Annotated in this window: 11 protein-coding genes, 21 tRNA genes, 1 rRNA gene and 1 pseudogene; 31 read left to right on the plus strand and 3 right to left on the minus strand. The window is 44.7% G+C overall.

What is annotated here, in order from left to right; genetic code table 11:
- Nucleotides 1-87: 87 nt before the first annotated feature.
- The 28 genes and pseudogenes from rrf (at nucleotide 88) to glgP (ending at nucleotide 11018) form a co-directional block, all read left to right on the plus strand.
- Nucleotides 88-203: ribosomal RNA gene (rrf, locus tag ACMX2I_RS05845) — 5S ribosomal RNA — on the plus strand.
- A 22-nt stretch (nucleotides 204-225) separates the two neighbouring features.
- Nucleotides 226-301 (plus strand) — tRNA-Val (locus tag ACMX2I_RS05850).
- A 32-nt stretch (nucleotides 302-333) separates the two neighbouring features.
- Nucleotides 334-409: transfer RNA gene (locus ACMX2I_RS05855), tRNA-Thr, on the plus strand.
- Between the two features lie 37 nt (nucleotides 410-446).
- Nucleotides 447-522: transfer RNA gene (locus ACMX2I_RS05860), tRNA-Lys, on the plus strand.
- Between the two features lie 10 nt (nucleotides 523-532).
- Nucleotides 533-616: transfer RNA gene (locus tag ACMX2I_RS05865), tRNA-Leu, on the plus strand.
- 8 nt (nucleotides 617-624) lie between these two features.
- A tRNA-Gly gene (locus ACMX2I_RS05870) sits at nucleotides 625-699 on the plus strand.
- Between the two features lie 13 nt (nucleotides 700-712).
- Nucleotides 713-798, plus strand: a tRNA-Leu gene (locus ACMX2I_RS05875).
- 9 nt (nucleotides 799-807) lie between these two features.
- A tRNA-Arg gene (locus ACMX2I_RS05880) sits at nucleotides 808-884 on the plus strand.
- Nucleotides 885-899: 15 nt separating this feature from the next.
- Nucleotides 900-976 (plus strand) — tRNA-Pro (locus tag ACMX2I_RS05885).
- 5 nt (nucleotides 977-981) lie between these two features.
- Nucleotides 982-1054, plus strand: a tRNA-Ala gene (locus ACMX2I_RS05890).
- Nucleotides 1055-1074: 20 nt separating this feature from the next.
- Nucleotides 1075-1151: transfer RNA gene (locus tag ACMX2I_RS05895), tRNA-Met, on the plus strand.
- A 2-nt stretch (nucleotides 1152-1153) separates the two neighbouring features.
- A tRNA-Ile gene (locus ACMX2I_RS05900) sits at nucleotides 1154-1230 on the plus strand.
- Between the two features lie 6 nt (nucleotides 1231-1236).
- A tRNA-Ser gene (locus ACMX2I_RS05905) sits at nucleotides 1237-1329 on the plus strand.
- Nucleotides 1330-1346: 17 nt separating this feature from the next.
- A tRNA-Met gene (locus tag ACMX2I_RS05910) sits at nucleotides 1347-1423 on the plus strand.
- A gap of 6 nt (nucleotides 1424-1429) precedes the next feature.
- Nucleotides 1430-1506: transfer RNA gene (locus ACMX2I_RS05915), tRNA-Asp, on the plus strand.
- 15 nt (nucleotides 1507-1521) lie between these two features.
- A tRNA-Phe gene (locus tag ACMX2I_RS05920) sits at nucleotides 1522-1597 on the plus strand.
- A 21-nt stretch (nucleotides 1598-1618) separates the two neighbouring features.
- Nucleotides 1619-1694: transfer RNA gene (locus ACMX2I_RS05925), tRNA-His, on the plus strand.
- Between the two features lie 10 nt (nucleotides 1695-1704).
- Nucleotides 1705-1778, plus strand: a tRNA-Gly gene (locus ACMX2I_RS05930).
- A 15-nt stretch (nucleotides 1779-1793) separates the two neighbouring features.
- A tRNA-Ile gene (locus tag ACMX2I_RS05935) sits at nucleotides 1794-1870 on the plus strand.
- Nucleotides 1871-1880: 10 nt separating this feature from the next.
- A tRNA-Asn gene (locus tag ACMX2I_RS05940) sits at nucleotides 1881-1955 on the plus strand.
- 3 nt (nucleotides 1956-1958) lie between these two features.
- A tRNA-Ser gene (locus ACMX2I_RS05945) sits at nucleotides 1959-2049 on the plus strand.
- 30 nt (nucleotides 2050-2079) lie between these two features.
- A tRNA-Glu gene (locus ACMX2I_RS05950) sits at nucleotides 2080-2151 on the plus strand.
- A 207-nt stretch (nucleotides 2152-2358) separates the two neighbouring features.
- Nucleotides 2359-2787 (plus strand): annotated as a pseudogene (gene tnpA / locus ACMX2I_RS05955) (IS200/IS605 family transposase).
- Nucleotides 2788-3107: 320 nt separating this feature from the next.
- Nucleotides 3108-4991, plus strand: a complete 1884-nt coding sequence (gene glgB / locus ACMX2I_RS05960) for a 1,4-alpha-glucan branching enzyme (protein ID WP_414956440.1) — start codon at nucleotides 3108-3110, stop codon at nucleotides 4989-4991.
- Entirely contained in the window at nucleotides 4988-6130 is a 1143-nt protein-coding gene (locus ACMX2I_RS05965; RefSeq protein ID WP_289347947.1) for a glucose-1-phosphate adenylyltransferase, read from the plus strand. Before glgB ends, ACMX2I_RS05965 begins: the two co-directional genes overlap by 4 nt.
- Nucleotides 6131-6152: 22 nt before the next feature.
- Complete coding sequence (glgD, locus tag ACMX2I_RS05970) at nucleotides 6153-7184, plus strand: glucose-1-phosphate adenylyltransferase subunit GlgD (RefSeq protein ID WP_414956441.1); 1032 nt, start codon at nucleotides 6153-6155, stop codon at nucleotides 7182-7184.
- Nucleotides 7181-8635, plus strand: a complete 1455-nt coding sequence (gene glgA, locus ACMX2I_RS05975) for a glycogen synthase GlgA (RefSeq protein WP_414956442.1) — start codon at nucleotides 7181-7183, stop codon at nucleotides 8633-8635. The genes glgD and glgA overlap by 4 nt, the downstream gene beginning before the upstream one ends.
- Nucleotides 8622-11018 (plus strand): glycogen phosphorylase GlgP, encoded by a 2397-nt coding sequence (glgP, locus tag ACMX2I_RS05980; RefSeq protein WP_414956443.1) that lies wholly within the window; start codon nucleotides 8622-8624, stop codon nucleotides 11016-11018. The genes glgA and glgP overlap by 14 nt, the downstream gene beginning before the upstream one ends.
- A gap of 30 nt (nucleotides 11019-11048) precedes the next feature.
- Here the strand turns inward: glgP and ACMX2I_RS05985 are convergent, their stop codons facing one another.
- Both ACMX2I_RS05985 and cotI read right to left on the minus strand, forming a co-directional pair.
- Complete coding sequence (locus tag ACMX2I_RS05985; protein ID WP_414956444.1) at nucleotides 11049-11516, minus strand: TspO/MBR family protein; 468 nt, start codon at nucleotides 11514-11516, stop codon at nucleotides 11049-11051.
- A 98-nt stretch (nucleotides 11517-11614) separates the two neighbouring features.
- Nucleotides 11615-12688 carry a spore coat kinase CotI gene (gene cotI, locus ACMX2I_RS05990; RefSeq protein ID WP_414956445.1) on the minus strand — a complete coding sequence of 358 codons (1074 nt, stop codon included), beginning with the start codon at nucleotides 12686-12688 and terminating at the stop codon, nucleotides 11615-11617.
- A gap of 188 nt (nucleotides 12689-12876) precedes the next feature.
- Between cotI and cotSA the strand changes: the two genes are divergently transcribed.
- From cotSA to ACMX2I_RS06005, 3 genes are read left to right on the plus strand one after another with little or no spacing between them, the layout of a single operon-like run.
- Nucleotides 12877-14010: a spore coat protein CotSA gene (gene cotSA / locus ACMX2I_RS05995; RefSeq protein WP_148962445.1), complete on the plus strand. Its 1134-nt coding sequence runs from the start codon at nucleotides 12877-12879 to the stop codon at nucleotides 14008-14010.
- A 14-nt stretch (nucleotides 14011-14024) separates the two neighbouring features.
- Complete coding sequence (gene cotS / locus ACMX2I_RS06000) at nucleotides 14025-15080, plus strand: spore coat putative kinase CotS (RefSeq protein ID WP_289347942.1); 1056 nt, start codon at nucleotides 14025-14027, stop codon at nucleotides 15078-15080.
- Between the two features lies 1 nt (nucleotide 15081).
- Entirely contained in the window at nucleotides 15082-15495 is a 414-nt protein-coding gene (locus tag ACMX2I_RS06005) for a hypothetical protein (RefSeq protein WP_414956446.1), read from the plus strand.
- 74 nt (nucleotides 15496-15569) lie between these two features.
- Here the strand turns inward: ACMX2I_RS06005 and ACMX2I_RS06010 are convergent, their stop codons facing one another.
- On the minus strand, nucleotides 15570-16793 hold the full coding sequence (locus ACMX2I_RS06010; RefSeq protein WP_414956447.1) for a glycosyltransferase family 4 protein: 1224 nt from the start codon (nucleotides 16791-16793) through the stop codon (nucleotides 15570-15572).
- Nucleotide 16794 lies beyond the last annotated feature (1 nt).

Consider the following 16794-nt stretch of genomic DNA (forward strand, 5'->3'; position numbering starts at 1 on the left):
TCTAAAAGGCGGAAAAGCAAGGAAACTCCGCTAAGGGCTCTCACATCCTGTGAGAAACGCCCAGTACCTTCATCCTGAAGGCATTTGTTTGGTGGCGATAGCGAAGAGGTCACACCCGTTCCCATGCCGAACACGGAAGTTAAGCTCTTCAGCGCCGATGGTAGTCGGGGGTTTCCCCCTGTGAGAGTAGGACGCCGCCAAGCAATTGCACGATAGTGCAATTATGGAGGATTAGCTCAGCTGGGAGAGCATCTGCCTTACAAGCAGAGGGTCGGCGGTTCGAGCCCGTCATCCTCCACCATTTTTCATTATACATATCGGTTTTACATATATGCCGGTGTAGCTCAATTGGTAGAGCAACTGACTTGTAATCAGTAGGTTGGGGGTTCAAGTCCTCTTGCCGGCACCACTTTTATATGATATAATATTCAAGTCTCTTGTAAGAAGAGCCATTAGCTCAGTTGGTAGAGCATCTGACTTTTAATCAGAGGGTCGAAGGTTCGAGTCCTTCATGGCTCACCATTTACATCTTGCGGATGTGGCGGAATTGGCAGACGCGCTAGAATCAGGCTCTAGTGTCTTTACAGACGTGGGGGTTCAAGTCCCTTCATCCGCATCATTTCTGCGGAAGTAGTTCAGTGGTAGAACACCACCTTGCCAAGGTGGGGGTCGCGGGTTCGAATCCCGTCTTCCGCTCCAACTAACCATCCACGCCGGGGTGGTGGAATTGGCAGACACACAGGACTTAAAATCCTGCGGTAGGTGACTACCGTGCCGGTTCAAGTCCGGCCCTCGGCATTAAGTTTTGCGCCCGTAGCTCAATTGGATAGAGCGTTTGACTACGGATCAAAAGGTTAGGGGTTCGACTCCTCTCGGGCGCGCCATGATATACATGTAATCGGGAAGTAGCTCAGCTTGGTAGAGCACATGGTTTGGGACCATGGGGTCGCAGGTTCGAATCCTGTCTTCCCGACCATTCTTGGGGCCTTAGCTCAGCTGGGAGAGCGCCTGCTTTGCACGCAGGAGGTCAGCGGTTCGATCCCGCTAGGCTCCACTTGGTTTTAATAAATATTTGGCGGTGTAGCTCAGCTGGCTAGAGCGTACGGTTCATACCCGTGAGGTCGGGGGTTCGATCCCCTCCGCCGCTACCAATGGACCTTTAGCTCAGTTGGTTAGAGCAGACGGCTCATAACCGTCCGGTCGTAGGTTCGAGTCCTACAAGGTCCACCACTATACGGAGGAATACCCAAGTCTGGCTGAAGGGATCGGTCTTGAAAACCGACAGGGGTGTCAAAGCCCGCGGGGGTTCGAATCCCTCTTCCTCCGCCATATATATTCTTAATCATCGCGGGGTGGAGCAGTTCGGTAGCTCGTCGGGCTCATAACCCGAAGGTCGCAGGTTCAAATCCTGCCCCCGCAACCAAAAAATGGTCCGGTAGTTCAGTTGGTTAGAATGCCTGCCTGTCACGCAGGAGGTCGCGGGTTCGAGTCCCGTCCGGACCGCCATTTAAATAATACTTAGGCTCGGTAGCTCAGTTGGTAGAGCAACGGACTGAAAATCCGTGTGTCGGCGGTTCGATTCCGTCCCGAGCCACCATTTATCAATATATATGTTTTGGCGGTTGTGGCGAAGTGGTTAACGCACCAGATTGTGGCTCTGGCATTCGTGGGTTCGATTCCCATCAATCGCCCCAAATAAAAATTGCGGGTGTAGTTTAGTGGTAAAACCTCAGCCTTCCAAGCTGATGTCGTGGGTTCGATTCCCATCACCCGCTCCATTTTTATATTGTCATGGGCCTGTAGCTCAGCTGGTTAGAGCGCACGCCTGATAAGCGTGAGGTCGATGGTTCGAGTCCATTCAGGCCCACCATGATTTATATTCCACAGTAGCTCAGTGGTAGAGCTATCGGCTGTTAACCGATCGGTCGCAGGTTCGAATCCTGCCTGTGGAGCCAAATGGAGAAGTACTCAAGTGGCTGAAGAGGCGCCCCTGCTAAGGGTGTAGGTCGTGTAAGCGGCGCGAGGGTTCAAATCCCTCCTTCTCCGCCATATGATTACAGTTAGAAATTCTCAATCATCGGCCCGTTGGTCAAGCGGTTAAGACACCGCCCTTTCACGGCGGTAACACGGGTTCGAATCCCGTACGGGTCATCCAAAAACCTTGCAGAATATGCAAGGTTTTTTATTGTGGAAAAGAAAACCCTCGGCTAGGCCTGAGATTCCAAAAAGCTTCCAGCGTGGTATAAAAAACACTCCTCCGAGGTGCTAAATATTTTTGGATCGCCAACCAAAATATGAGCATACGGAGGAGTTATAATGTCAAAAGACAGTAATAGTCTAGCACACACATAGTATCACATCGTAATTGCCCCGAAGTACAGAAGACAAGTCATTTATGGGAAAATCAAAAAAGATATAGGGGAAATTTTCGGTACCCTACGTGAAAGAAAAGGTGTCGAGGTTATCGAAGCAACAGCGTGCAAAGATCACATCCATATGTTAGTGAGCATTCCGCCAGTGATAAGTGAATAGGCATTCATAGGATATTTGAAAGGAAAAAGTAGTTTAATAATATTTGATCCTCACGCAAATTTGAAATACAGATATGGGAACCGGAAATTTTGGTGTACTTGATATTATGTAGATACGGTTGGGAGAAACAAAAAGGTAATCGAAGAATATATACGAAATCAGATACAAGACGATATCGTGGCAGAACAATTAACAATGATGGAATATATCGATCCATTCACAGGTGAAGAGGTCAAGAAAAAGAAAAGGAAATAGGGAGAAGGCCTTTGAGGTCTGGCCAGCATAAGTAGTACATATGGCGAACCATTCAGAATCCCTTTAGGATTTGGTCAGTAACAAGGCTTTCAGTCGCAGAGAAAACCACCCGTTATCACGGGTGATCATTATTTTATATAATTCATGATAGATTTCATGCTTTATTCTATAAAAACAACAAAAATCTCCATATATTTCGTTTTTCTTCAGAAAATGAATTTAAATGTCAATAAGTATAAGCGCTTTCATGAAAGGGCTTTTTTTTATTTCTTCGAATAAATACTATATATAAAAACTATGATGTCAGAAAGGATGATTACATGACCGCTGCCAGCCCGACAGCACATGATGTTTATCTTTATCACGAAGGCAGTCTCTTTAGAAGCTATCAGCTATTTGGCTCGCATTATCGTGAGCTGAATGGCCAAAGCGGATATGAATTCTGTGTGTGGGCGCCTCATGCGTCAGAAGTTCGAGTAGCTGGGGATTTTAACAGCTGGTCAGGAGAACAGCATGTGATGCATAGAGTGAACGATAATGGTATTTGGACTTTATTTATTCCGGGCTTGGCAGAACAGGAACGATATAAGTATGAAATCGTGACTCGTAGCGGTGAGATCAGGCTGAAAGCAGATCCATACGCCTTTTATTCAGAAGTCCGGCCTCATACAGCGTCACTGACTTATGATCTGGCAGGATACAGCTGGCAAGATCAAAAATGGCAAAAGAAACAAAAGGTTAAGACGCTGTATGAGAAACCACTTTTTATTTATGAACTTCATCTCGGTTCTTGGAAGAAACATTCTGATGGCAGGCTTTACTCTTATAAAGATTTAAGTCAGTCGCTTATTCCTTATATCAAAAAGCATGGGTTTACCCATATCGAACTGCTCCCGGTATATGAACACCCCTATGATCGTTCCTGGGGATACCAAGGAACGGGGTACTACAGCCCGACAAGCAGGTTTGGCACGCCTCATGATTTGATGAGGTTTGTCGATGAATGCCATCAAGAAAACATCGGAGTCATTCTGGATTGGGTCCCCGGACATTTTTGTAAAGATGCACATGGCCTTTATATGTTTGATGGAGGGCCTCTTTATGAATATCAAGATGAACGTGATCGGGAGAACTGGCTATGGGGAACGGCAAACTTTGACTTGGGAAAACCGGAAGTTCATAGTTTTTTAATTTCTAATGCGTTGTACTGGGCGGAACTCTATCATATAGATGGATTTAGGGTTGATGCAGTGGCTAATATCCTGTATTGGCCAAATCAGCATGAACGCCACACGAATCCATATGCTGTTGAGTTTTTAAAAAAACTCAATCAAACGATGAGAGAGGCATATCCGCATGTCATGATGATTGCGGAAGATTCGACGGAATGGCCTCAAGTGACAGGTGCCGCTGAGGAAGGGGGGCTCGGTTTTCATTTTAAATGGAATATGGGCTGGATGAATGACGTACTGAAATACATGGAGACGCGGCCAGAAGAACGGCGGTATTGTCATCAGCTTATTTCTTTTTCATTACTGTATGCGTTTAGTGAACATTTTGTATTGCCATTTTCTCATGATGAAGTCGTTTACGGAAAAAAATCAATTCTTAATAAAATGCCTGGCGACTATTGGCAGAAATTTGCCCAGTATCGGCTTTTGCTCGGTTATATGACGGTTCATCCCGGAAAGAAATTGATTTTTATGGGAACAGAATTTGCCCAATTTGATGAATGGAAAGACACAGAGCAGCTTGATTGGTTTTTGGACTCCTTCCCCATGCATCGGAAAGCCAGCGTTTTTACGCAAGATCTTCTCCGTTTTTATCAAAAAAGCAAAATCCTTTATGAACATGATCATCGTGCACAGTCATTTGAATGGATTGATGTCCATAATGACCAACAATCGATTTTTTCTTTTATTCGATATGGCAAAAGGCACGGTGAGGCGCTTGTCATCATTTGTAATTTTTCACCCGCGGTCTATCATCAATATGATGTTGGAGTTCCTTTTCTTACCCAATACATCGAAGTGCTGAATAGCGACAGTGAAACATATGGAGGCTCAGGACAAATCAACAAAAAACCGTTAGCGTCCAAAAAGGGAGCTTTACATCATAAACCGGGTTATATCACGATGACCATTCCCCCTTACGGCATTTCGATTTTACGGGCGGTTAAAAAAAGAGGAGAGATAAAAAGATGAAAAAACAATGTGTAGCCATGCTCCTTGCCGGCGGGAAGGGCAGCCGTCTCAGCGGATTAACTAAAAATATGGCCAAACCGGCTGTTTCTTTCGGGGGAAAATACAGAATTATTGATTTTACCCTCAGCAACTGTTCCAATTCAGGCATAGACACAGTCGGGATTTTAACACAATATCAGCCGCTTGAGCTGAATTCCTATATTGGAATCGGCAGTGCGTGGGACCTTGACAGACATAATGGCGGCGTGACGGTTTTACCCCCTTATGCCGAGTCATCAGAAGTCAAATGGTATAAAGGGACGGCAAGCGCCATTTATGAAAATCTCAATTATTTGAATCAGTATGATCCTGAGTATGTGCTGATTTTATCAGGAGATCACATCTATAAAATGGACTACGGCAAAATGCTTGATTTTCACATTGAAAAGAAAGCGGATGTAACGATCTCTGTCATCGAAGTGGGCTGGGAGGAAGCAAGCCGGTTCGGTATCATGAAGACCAATGCAGATGGGACGATCACACATTTTGATGAAAAGCCCAAATTCCCTAAGAGCAATCTTGCCTCAATGGGAATTTATATATTCAATTGGCCGCTTTTAAAACAGTATCTTGAGATGGACGACCGAAACCCTTATTCAAGCCACGACTTCGGCAAAGACATTATTCCTATGCTTTTAGAGGAGAAAAAGAAGCTATCTGCTTATCCGTTCAAAGGATATTGGAAGGATGTCGGAACAGTGCAGAGCTTGTGGGAAGCCAATATGGATTTGTTACAAGAGGACTCGGAGCTGAAGCTTTTTGAACGGAAATGGAAAATTTACTCCGTCAATCCGAATCAGCCTCCGCAATTTATTTCATCTGACGCACAGGTTCATGATTCGCTTGTGAATGAAGGGTGTGTTGTGTATGGAAATGTGACTCATTCCGTTCTTTTTCAAGGTGTTACTGTCGGTAAGCATGCGACTGTCACGTCGTCGGTTATTATGCCGGATGTGACGATTGGCGAGCATGTAGTGATTGAAAATGCCATTGTTCCTAACGGTTTGGTGCTTCCGGATGGTGCAGTAATTCAGTCTGAAAAAGACATTCAGGAGGTGCTGCTCGTTTCCGGGGAATTTGTAGAAAAAGAATGGATCTAATACTGAAGAGGGGGCAGAGTCAGTGTTTAATAATCAAATGTTAGGTGTTATAGATGAAACCACATATAAGCATTCTCTTCAGGATTTAACGGCACAGCGGTCGCTGGGGGCAATTCCTTTTGCCGGCAGGTACCGTCTGATCGATTTTATGCTCTCCAACATGGTAAATGCGGATATTAGGAGTGTCGCGATTTTTCCGAAGTATCGCTACCGTTCGCTTATGGATCATCTTGGAGCGGGTAAGGAATGGGATTTGCATCGAAAAAAGGATGGTCTCTTTTTTTTCCCGTCGCCCCACCTTCATCAAGAATATGATGAATTCGGTTCTTTCCGCCAGTTTTCAGACCATCTTGATTACTTCCACAGAAGCACACAGCAATATGCTGTCATCTCCAACAGTCATACCGTTTGCAACATTCAATTTCAATTTGTGCTGAAACGCCATCAGGAGGTTGGCTGCGACATCACAGAGGTATTTCAGGACGGCCAGTCGCTGCAAATCTATATCATGTCTACAACGCTTTTGAAGGATCTGATCTATGGACATTGTGAAAAAGGCTATAAAACCATTCAGGAGGCTGTTGAAAAAGAATCAGCCGCCTTGACCATTTGCCCTTATGAATATTCAGGTTATGCTGCTGTTATTGATTCGGTGGAAAAATATTATACCCACAGTATGGAACTCATTCAGCCTCGGTTTTGGCAGCAGGTGTTTTTGCCGCAGCAGCCGATCTATACAAAAGTGAAAGATGAGCCGCCGACGAAATACGGAAAACACAGCACTGTTAAAAACTCCTTGGTGGCAAATGGCTGTGTGCTTGAAGGAGAGATTGAAAACTGCATTTTGTTCAGGGGGATTCATGTCGGAAAGGGAACGAAGCTAAAAAACTGCATTATTATGCAAAAAACGCAGATTGGCGAGGAGTGTCTGCTTGAGCAGGTTATTTCTGATAAGGACGTTAAAATCGGCAATTCGACTGAGGCTGCGGGAACAGCCGAGCAGCCGCTTGTATTAAGAAAAGGTTTGGTGCAAGGAGAGCTGATGAATTCTTGAAGATATTGTTTGCTGTATCTGAATGCACCCCGTTTGTTAAATCAGGAGGTCTTGCCGATGTAGCCGGCGCTCTGCCAAAGGCACTTGCGCGATTAGGCAATGAAGTAGCTGTGATATTGCCAAAGTACAGCCAAATACCTGAACGCTGGAAAAAGCGCATGAGAAAAGCGGCTGAGTGTACGGTAGCCGTCGGCTGGCGTCAGCAATATTGCGGAATTGAACATATGGCCGCAGATGATGTGAATTATTATTTCATTGACAATGAATATTATTTTAACAGGGATTCGTTGTACGGGTATGATGATGACGGTGAACGCTTTGCTTTTTTTTCTAGAGCTGTGCTGGAGGCCGTCGAAGCTGTAAATATTCAAGCCGATATTGTTCATACTCACGACTGGCATACAGCGATGGTCAATTATTTGCTGAAAGAGGAATACGGGAAACATCCTTTTTATGAACAGATGAAAAGTGTGCTCACGATCCACAACCTGCAGTTTCAGGGCATTTTTCCGCCTGATGTCACACATGACTTGCTAGGGCTTGAGATGGATCATTTTCATTATGAAAAGTTAGAATGCAACGGATTCGTTAATTTTATGAAGGCGGGCATCATTGCGGCTGATCATGTGACAACTGTAAGCCCGACTTACAGAAATGAAATATTGACGCCTTATTACGGTGAACAGCTGGATCAGGTTTTGCGATATAGGGAAAATGATGTAACCGGCATTTTAAACGGCATTGATGATTCTTTATATCAGCCGAAGAGCGATCCTTATATAGCTGTGCATTACGATTCGGAGCATCTTGCATGCAAGGAAGAAAATAAAACGAAGCTTCAGCGGCGGATGGGGCTTCCAGAGCGAAACGATATTCCGCTGATCAGTATGGTGACTAGGCTCACTAAGCAAAAGGGACTTGATCTTGTGCGCAGGATTATGCACGAACTCCTTGAGGAGCAGGACATACAGCTGATTGTGCTGGGGACAGGGGAACGTGAATTTGAAGACTATTTCCGGTATGCAGAATTTGCTTTTCATGAGAAGTGCCGAGCGTATATTGGATTTGATGAGCCGCTTGCCCATCAAATTTATGCGGGCTCTGATTTGTTTTTGATGCCTTCGAAATTTGAGCCGTGCGGCTTGGGCCAGCTGATTGCTCTCCAATATGGCGCCATTCCGATTGTCAGGGAGACGGGCGGTCTTTATGATACTGTTCATTCCTATCAGGAGGAAGAGGGATCGGGCAATGGGTTTACGTTTTCCGCCTTCAATGCGCATGATCTGAAATATACGATTGAAAGGGCGCTGTCGTTTTATCGCCAAAAGGATGTATGGAAGAGCCTCATGAAGATCGCAATGAACGCAGATTACAGCTGGGAGCAGTCAGCGAAAGAGTATCAGCGCATTTTTGAGCATGTGACAAGGAGTGGACGGGATGTTCTCGAGTAAAGAACGATTTGCAGCCTTATTTTTAAAGCGTCTGGAAATGACGTGCGGAAAAAGCTTTAGAGACTCTGCCAAGCTCGACCAATATAAAACGTTGGGCAATATGGTCAGAGAGTATATCAGCGCTGAGTGGATCCAGACGAATGAAAAGAGCAGGTCCAATTCCGGAAAGCAGACATATTATTTGTCAATCGAATTTCTTCTCGGTCAGCTCCTTGAACAAAATTTAATGAATCTTGGTGTTCGTGATGTGGTAGAAGCAGGCTTGAAAGATATCGGCATCAATTTAGAGGAGATCCTTCAGATAGAGAGCGATGCAGGTCTGGGCAACGGCGGGCTTGGGCGCTTGGCCGCTTGCTTTTTAGATTCTCTCGCTTCGTTGAACTTGCCGGGACACGGGATGGGCATTCGTTATAAGCACGGCTTGTTTGAGCAAAAAATTGTAGACGGGCATCAGGTGGAGCTGCCTGAACAATGGCTGAAAAACGGAAACGTATGGGAAGTAAGAAATGCGGATCAGGCTGTTGACGTGCCGTTTTGGGGCGAGGTGCATGTGACAGAAAAAAACGGGCGTCTGCATTTTCGGCATGAACAAGCTACAATCGTTACCGCTGTTCCTTATGATATTCCGATTATCGGTTATGAAACGGGGACCGTCAATACATTGAGGCTATGGAATGCCGAGCCCTATGCGCATTATCATGGCGGCAATATTTTGTCTTATAAGCGGGAAACAGAAGCCGTTTCAGAATTTTTATATCCTGATGACACCCATGACGAGGGGAAAATTTTACGGCTGAAGCAGCAGTATTTTTTAGTATGCGCAAGCTTAAAAAGCATTGTGAACAATTACCGCAAAACGAATAAATCGATGTCCGGCCTGCATAAAAAAGTAAGCATTCATATTAATGACACCCATCCTGCGCTTGCGGTGCCTGAGCTGATGAGGATTTTACTTGATGAAGAGAACATGAGCTGGGAAGAGGCCTGGCATATCACCGTACATACGATTTCTTATACAAATCACACGACATTGTCAGAAGCGCTTGAGAAATGGCCGATTCATTTGTTTAAGCCGCTGCTTCCGCGAATGTATATGATTATTGAAGAAATCAATGAAAGGTTTTGCCGTGCGGTTTGGGAAAAGTATCCCGGAGACTGGAAAAGGATAGAGGACATGGCGATTACGGCGCATGGTGTTGTCAAAATGGCTCATCTGGCCATAGTGGGCAGCTACAGTGTCAACGGCGTTGCCAAAATCCATTCTGATATTTTAAAGGAAAGGGAGATGCGCGACTTTCATTTGCTGTTCCCGAATCGTTTTAACAATAAAACGAATGGAATTGCCCACAGACGCTGGCTTCTAAAAGCGAATCCAGGTCTGTCTGCTGTCATCACGGAGGCGATCGGCAATGAATGGGTAAAACGGCCGGAATCACTGATCCGCTTAGAACCGTACGCCTCAGATCCCTCGTTTATTGAGCAGTTTCAAAACAACAAAAGCAGGAAAAAACAAGAGCTTGCTGATTTGATTTTTTGTAAGGCTGGGGTGGTTGTGAACCCTGACAGCATATTCGACGTACAGGTAAAACGGCTTCATGCATACAAACGGCAGCTGCTGAATGTTCTTCATATTATGTATTTGTATAACCGTCTAAAGGAGGACTCGGGATTTTCTATCTATCCGCAAACCTTTATTTTCGGGGCAAAGGCTTCACCAAGCTATCATTATGCCAAGAAAATCATTAAGCTGATCCATTCTGTCGCAGAAAAGGTTAACTATGACCCGGCAGTCAAACAGCTGATTAAGGTTGTTTTTTTGGAAAATTACAGAGTTTCTATGGCTGAGCGGATTTTTCCGGCGTCGGATGTAAGTGAACAGATTTCAACCGCAAGCAAGGAAGCGTCTGGTACAGGAAATATGAAGTTCATGATGAACGGCGCTTTGACGATCGGCACACATGACGGCGCAAATATTGAGATTCTTGAGCGGGTGGGATCAGATTGTATTTACACATTCGGTTTAAAGGCGGATGACGTTCTATCGTATCAGGAAAACGGCGGCTATAGATCGAGGGAATATTATCAGCATGACCGCAGAATCAGACAGGTGGCGGATCAGCTGATTAATGGTTTTTTTGAAGGGGAAGCAGATGAATTTGAATCGATCTATGACTCGCTGCTTCCGCATAATGATGAGTATTTTGTGCTCAAGGATTTCAGCTCATATGCGGATGCGCAGGAGCGTATTCAAGCTGATTATCGCGATCGGCGGAAATGGTCTGAGCGGTCGATTGTAAACATTGCCCATTCAGGTTATTTTTCCAGTGACCGCACGATCCGGGAATATGCGAAAGACATTTGGGGAATCCAGCCGATGATGTGAAAAAGCCGCTGTAAGAGCGGCTTTTTTTGTTCACAGGTTCATTGAATAGATTGTAAAGGATAAGAACGTCGCAAATGCACTCCATAAAAAATAAGGCAGCAGAAGATAGCTTGCGGCTCTGCTGTATTTTTTTGCTATGATCATTAATATGAATGCTGTAATGGCGACAAGCAGGCAGTCAATCGATGCAGTCAGCAGGTTCTTTTGCGTAAACTGAAAATAGCTGAATGCCTGATTAAGCACATAATTAATCAAAAGCATAAACCAAAAGTTTTTCGCGTCTTTAAATGAAAACGCGGCATACACAAGGGCAGCTGAAAGGGAGATCAGCGCAAACAGAATGGCCCAAATGATGCCGATCGCGGAGCCGGGTGGCGTCCAGTCCGGTTTTTTTAGTGAATTGTACCATTCTTGGTCAATTGGAAACAGATAGTTTGCGGCTGAAAACAGTGCGTATGTAATCACAAAAACCGCTATGGCGCCGAGAATTTTCTTCATATTTGCAACCTCCGTATGTATTTATTTTACATTTATACTTATCCTTCCCCTTTATCTTATAAAGATCAAACCCCCGATATGCAGGGGGAATGATTATTTTAAATTAGCTGCTGCAATGCGTTTGCTTTAATGCGTTCATATTCAAACGCTGACTCTAACTCTTCCTTTGGCAAAGCGGACTTGCGGACGTATTTTTCGCGAATGACATCGTAAAGCTCATAAGGAAAAAGCATATCAATAAACATGACTTGTTTTTGTTGATCAGTTAATGGGGTTCTGGATTCGTAAGCGTTCAGCATGACATGAAATGTTTCTTCATCCCAAACGCCTGTCGTATCCAAAAGCGGGATAATCATTTTGCGCAAATCTCGAATAGGCAGATCAAATGATACGGTATCTAAGTCGATAACCCAAATCTGTTCATTTTCCCCTAAGAGTGTATTTCCTGTTCCGTAATCCTGGTGGCAGAGGTTAGGGCTTTTTTTCAGCTGTTCAGTCCATGGAACATAGGACGATTGCAAAAGCCGGTCTTTGATGCGCAGTCCGTCTTCAATAAAGCTGTCTATTTCCTGAAGATAAAGCAGTGAGAAAGGATCTTCTTTTTCCATCTGCGCCATCAGCTTCCACGTTTCCATTTGTTTGCACCGTTTCGTGTAGTGATTCGGCCAGCGCCCTAATTTCGTAAATACGGGAACGCCATTTGGCGGCTGATACCCGACGGAAGCTGTGTGAAAATCAGCAAGGCCTTTCATGATAAACTCCAAATCCTGCTTTACAGTCAGCTCAAACGGTCTTCCTTCGATCCAGTCATATACGACAAATAGAAAGGAGCCATGCTTGGAATATAGGCTGCCTTTTTTGTTTGGGAGTATGCCGGGAACATTCATGCCTTTTTTTGCCAAATAGTCCTGTGCGAAAATGGAAAACAAGGCTTTCTTTTCGGGCCTGTGTATTCGTTTCAGACAAACCGCACCGGATCCTATGTGAACCTTCCACACAAGCGCCATCTGGTTACCCTGAATGACGTCTATTTTTTCAGCCTGAACATCCCATCCTTGAAGCACATTTTCAGCCAGCTCCGTTAATTTTCTTTCATCTTCTGCTGATAAAGGAAGCTCTGATGAATTCCCCTCCTCCATGACTTCTTGGTTTTCTGCCATTAAAGGACACATCCTTACCTGTTTTACTCCTACCTTATGAATCAAATGAAAAAAGTGATTGAGATATTTGACTATATGTATAAAAGAATATGGTTGTTTACCCGTTTTGTTTTTGGGGCAGTCCTATTCCGCACAAGTTGGTTGTTCAGCCGTATCATGATTTTAACTAGTTAAAAAACATGCAGGAATGGAGGCTATGTATGAAAATAGCACTGATCGCCACAGAGAAGCTTCCTGTCCCCTCGGTTCGAGGAGGCGCCATTCAAATCTACCTAGAAGCGGTTGCCCCTTTGATTGCCAAAAAACATGAGGTGACGGTGTTTTCGATTAAAGATCCGAATCTTGCTGATAGAGAGACGGCAGACGGAGTCCATTATGTGCACTTGGATGAAGACCGTTATGAAGAAGCTGTTGGGGAAGAGCTGAAAAAGAGCCGTTTTGATCTTGTGCATGTTTGTAATCGCCCAAGCTGGGTGCAGAAACTGAAGAAAAAGGCGCCAGACGCTGTTTTTATTTTAAGCGTTCACAATGAAATGTTCGCTTACGATAAAATCAGCCAGACAGAAGGCGAGATTTGCATTGATTCTGTAGCGCAGATTGTTACGGTCAGCGATTATATCGGCCGGACGATCACAAGCCGTTTTCCGTCAGCACGATCAAAAACAAAAACCGTGTATTCCGGTGTGGACTTGAAAGCGTACCATCCCCGCTGGACGAAAGAAGGGCAGCGGGCTCGTGATGATATGCGAAGCGAGCTGGATCTTCACGGCAAAAAAATCGCCCTGTTTGTCGGCCGGCTCAGCAAAGTCAAAGGCCCGCACATTTTATTGCAGGCTTTGCCGGACATTATCGAGGAGCATCCCGATGTCATGATGGTGTTTATCGGGTCAAAATGGTTCGGAGATAATGAATTAAATAACTATGTCAAACATCTTCATACACTCGGTGCGATGCAAAAGGATCATGTCACATTTATTCAATTTGTGAAGCCAAAGGACATCCCGCGCCTTTATACCATGTCAGATGTATTTGTGTGCTCTTCGCAATGGCAGGAGCCTTTAGCGAGGGTGCATTATGAAGCGATGGCCGCTGGACTGCCTATTATCACAAGCAATCGAGGAGGCAATCCAGAAGTCATAGAAGAAGGGAAAAACGGCTATATCATTCATGACTTTGAAAATCCTAAACAATATGCCCAACATATCAATGATTTGCTCAGCAGTTCTGAAAAACGCGAACGGCTTGGGAAATACAGCCGCCGTGAGGCAGAAAGCCAATTTGGCTGGCAGAGGGTGGCGGAAAATCTGCTCAGTGTGTATGAAAGAAACAGATAGAAGGGGTGAACAGAGTGTACCAAAAAGAGCATGAAGAACAGATTGTATCCGATATTCTCAGCTATTATCCGTTCCATTTCGAACATGTGGCACTGAAATCAAACAAAAGCGGGCGCAAAATCTGGGAGATACAAACTGATCAAGGCCCAAAGCTATTAAAAGAAGCGCAGATGAAGCCGGAGCGGATGCTTTTTATCACTCAGGCACATGCCCATTTACAGGAGAAAGGGCTGCCGGTAGCGCCGATTCATCAAACAAAAAATGGCGGAAGCTGCTTAGGCACGGATCGGGTCTCTTACAGTTTATATGACAAAGTGACAGGTAAAGAAATGATTTACTATGATGCAGAGCAAATGAAAAAAGTCATGTCATTTGCCGGCCATTTTCATCATGCGTCAAAAGGATATGTTTGCACAGATGAAAGCAAGAAAAGAAGCAGGCTCGGCAAATGGCATAAATTGTATCGCTGGAAGCTGCAGGAATTAGAAGGGAATATGCAGATCGCGGCCTCTTATCCTGAAGACATATTTTCACAAACTTTCTTAAAACATGCTGATAAAATGCTGGCCAGAGGTAAAGAAGCACTGCAAGCACTTGATGAGTCAGAGTATGAAAACTGGACGAAAGAAACGCATGAACATGGCGGATTCTGTTTTCAGGATTTTACATTGGCGCGGTTAACTGAGGTAGACGGAGAGCCTTTTTTAAAGGAGCTTCACTCGATTACGTACGATTTGCCGTCAAGAGATCTGCGCATTTTGCTGAATAAAGTCATGGTTAAGCTTTCTGTATGGGATGCGGATTTCATGATTGCGCTGCTTGCAGCCTATGATGCAGTGTATCCGCTCACAGAAAAACAGTACGAAGTGCTATGGATTGATCTGGCGTTTCCGCATTTGTTCTGTGCAATCGGCCATAAATATTATTTGAAGCAAAAGAAAACATGGTCAGATGAGAAGTACAACTGGGCGCTGCAAAATATGATTTCCGTTGAAGAATCTAAAGACGCGTTTTTGGATAAACTGCCGGAACTGTATAAAAAAATAAAAGCGTATCGGGAGGCGAATTGACATGAGGTCATCGAGACAAAAAGCCTCCATTTCTAAACTCGATCTCGACCAATTCGTATTTACACCGCCCGGATCGATGGGATGGCAGGCTCATGACAAAAGCACGGCTGACAATGAAGAAGAGGAGCATTTGGCTGCGGGCCGGATCCGAGAGCTCCCTAACATCACTGCACCGAGAGATTCTCAAGAAGAAACAAAGGAAACGGAAACAAACCACAAAGTCATGGATGATGAAAAGACGAAATTGAAAACCATTGGAGAGCTTGATGAAGAGCGTGATTCTAAACGATCAGCGCCTCCAATTGAAGAAGAGGATGAAGAATCAGCGGAGGAAGCTAATGTAGAAATCATTGTTCTTCCAAGTAAATCCGCACCAGCCCCATGGATTTCTCAAACTGTAAAGCGCAAGGCATAAAATCACATTTATGCCTTTTTTATGCGTACCTGCAGCAAAAAAACAGCTCGTATCTGCAACACGAGCTGTAGGAATTATGATTTTGCTTTCACAAAAAGCTGATTTATAAATGATAAATCAAGGTTTTTCGTCAGAAGAGGCGGCGGAAATTGTTTGTTTTCCGGTGTCAGAACGGATTGATAAACAGCATTGAGCCGTTTGGCAGCATGGGTAAAGGTAAATAAAGATTCTACACGGTGCCGGCCGTTTTTTGTGATTTTATTCATTAATTGTTGATCTGTAAAGGCTCTGTCAATTGCTTTCGCAAATGCAGAAGGTTTGTTATAGCTGTCGATGACAAGTCCGTTGACTTCGTGTTTTACGACTTCTCCGTTTCCGCCACGATTTGTGGTAATTAAGGGGGTGCCAGCTGCCATTGCTTCATAATTCACACGGGCCAGAGGTTCATTCCACTGAGAGCTGCACACGAATACATCCGCCATCAGAAAGAGGTTTGGAATGTCGTCTGCGGGAATGAATTTCGTAAAGATCACGTGTTCTCTGTATGGCAGCGCCAGCTTGCGCAGATAGGTTACATATTGGTTTTCGCCGTCATCGCTGAACCACTTTCCGCCTGCTATGACCAGCACAGCGTCGGGATGCTGCTGCAAAATCCGTTTCATGCTGTGAATGAGAAGGTGGGGCCCTTTGGTTGGGCTTAAACGGCCGGCGAATAAAATAACTTTTTTATCCTCAATGCCGTACTTTTTCCTGTATGTTTCTCTGACAGCCGAACCTTGCATCGTCCAGACAGGCGGATAGGAGCGGATATCAACGCCGGAATATACGACTTTTGTGATGTCCTCGGCTTCCGGGAAACGATCAATGACCGTTTGTTTAATAAATTCGCTGACGGTTGTGATCATGGTGACATTGTCGAGTACTTCTTTTCCTTGCGCGAAGGTCATCTTTTTTTCAGAAAACATTTCGTTATGCAGGCTCAAAACAATCATGCTGTTTGGTGAAGCTTTTTTATATAAAGAGACATTTAAAGGCCTGTTAAACACATGGATTAGATCAAAGGAAGAGGCCCGCAGCTCTTCGGCTACCGCCTCGCGGTAATGCTCTTTTGGCAAATGGATATACTGTACGCCGTCTTTCGTTTCTCTTTTTGGAAGTGATGGATCTTCTATTGAAAAAATGGTCAGATCGTACCGGCTGCTGAAATAAGGCGTGACACCGTCAATCATCATTTGAATAGCGCCGCCGCGTACCGCTGGCGCCGGCAGCTTTTCTGTACAGATAAAGGCAAGTTTCATT

Source organism: Bacillus sp. SW14, assembly GCF_047608225.1.
GTDB classification, from domain to species: domain Bacteria; phylum Bacillota; class Bacilli; order Bacillales; family Bacillaceae; genus Bacillus; species Bacillus subtilis_G.

Bases quoted from the DNA above. Each gene is read 5' to 3' on its own strand.
- glgB (WP_414956440.1), top strand. From the start codon at position 3,108: ATGACCGCTGCCAGCCCGACAGCACATGATGTTTATCTTTATCACGAA.
- ACMX2I_RS05965 (WP_289347947.1), top strand. From the start codon at position 4,988: ATGAAAAAACAATGTGTAGCCATGCTCCTTGCCGGCGGGAAGGGCAGC.
- glgP (WP_414956443.1), top strand. From the start codon at position 8,622: ATGTTCTCGAGTAAAGAACGATTTGCAGCCTTATTTTTAAAGCGTCTG.
- ACMX2I_RS05985 (WP_414956444.1), bottom strand. From the start codon at position 11,516: ATGAAGAAAATTCTCGGCGCCATAGCGGTTTTTGTGATTACATACGCA.
- cotI (WP_414956445.1), bottom strand. From the start codon at position 12,688: ATGTGTCCTTTAATGGCAGAAAACCAAGAAGTCATGGAGGAGGGGAAT.
- cotSA (WP_148962445.1), top strand. From the start codon at position 12,877: ATGAAAATAGCACTGATCGCCACAGAGAAGCTTCCTGTCCCCTCGGTT.
- ACMX2I_RS06005 (WP_414956446.1), top strand. From the start codon at position 15,082: ATGAGGTCATCGAGACAAAAAGCCTCCATTTCTAAACTCGATCTCGAC.
- ACMX2I_RS06010 (WP_414956447.1), bottom strand. From the start codon at position 16,793: ATGAAACTTGCCTTTATCTGTACAGAAAAGCTGCCGGCGCCAGCGGTA.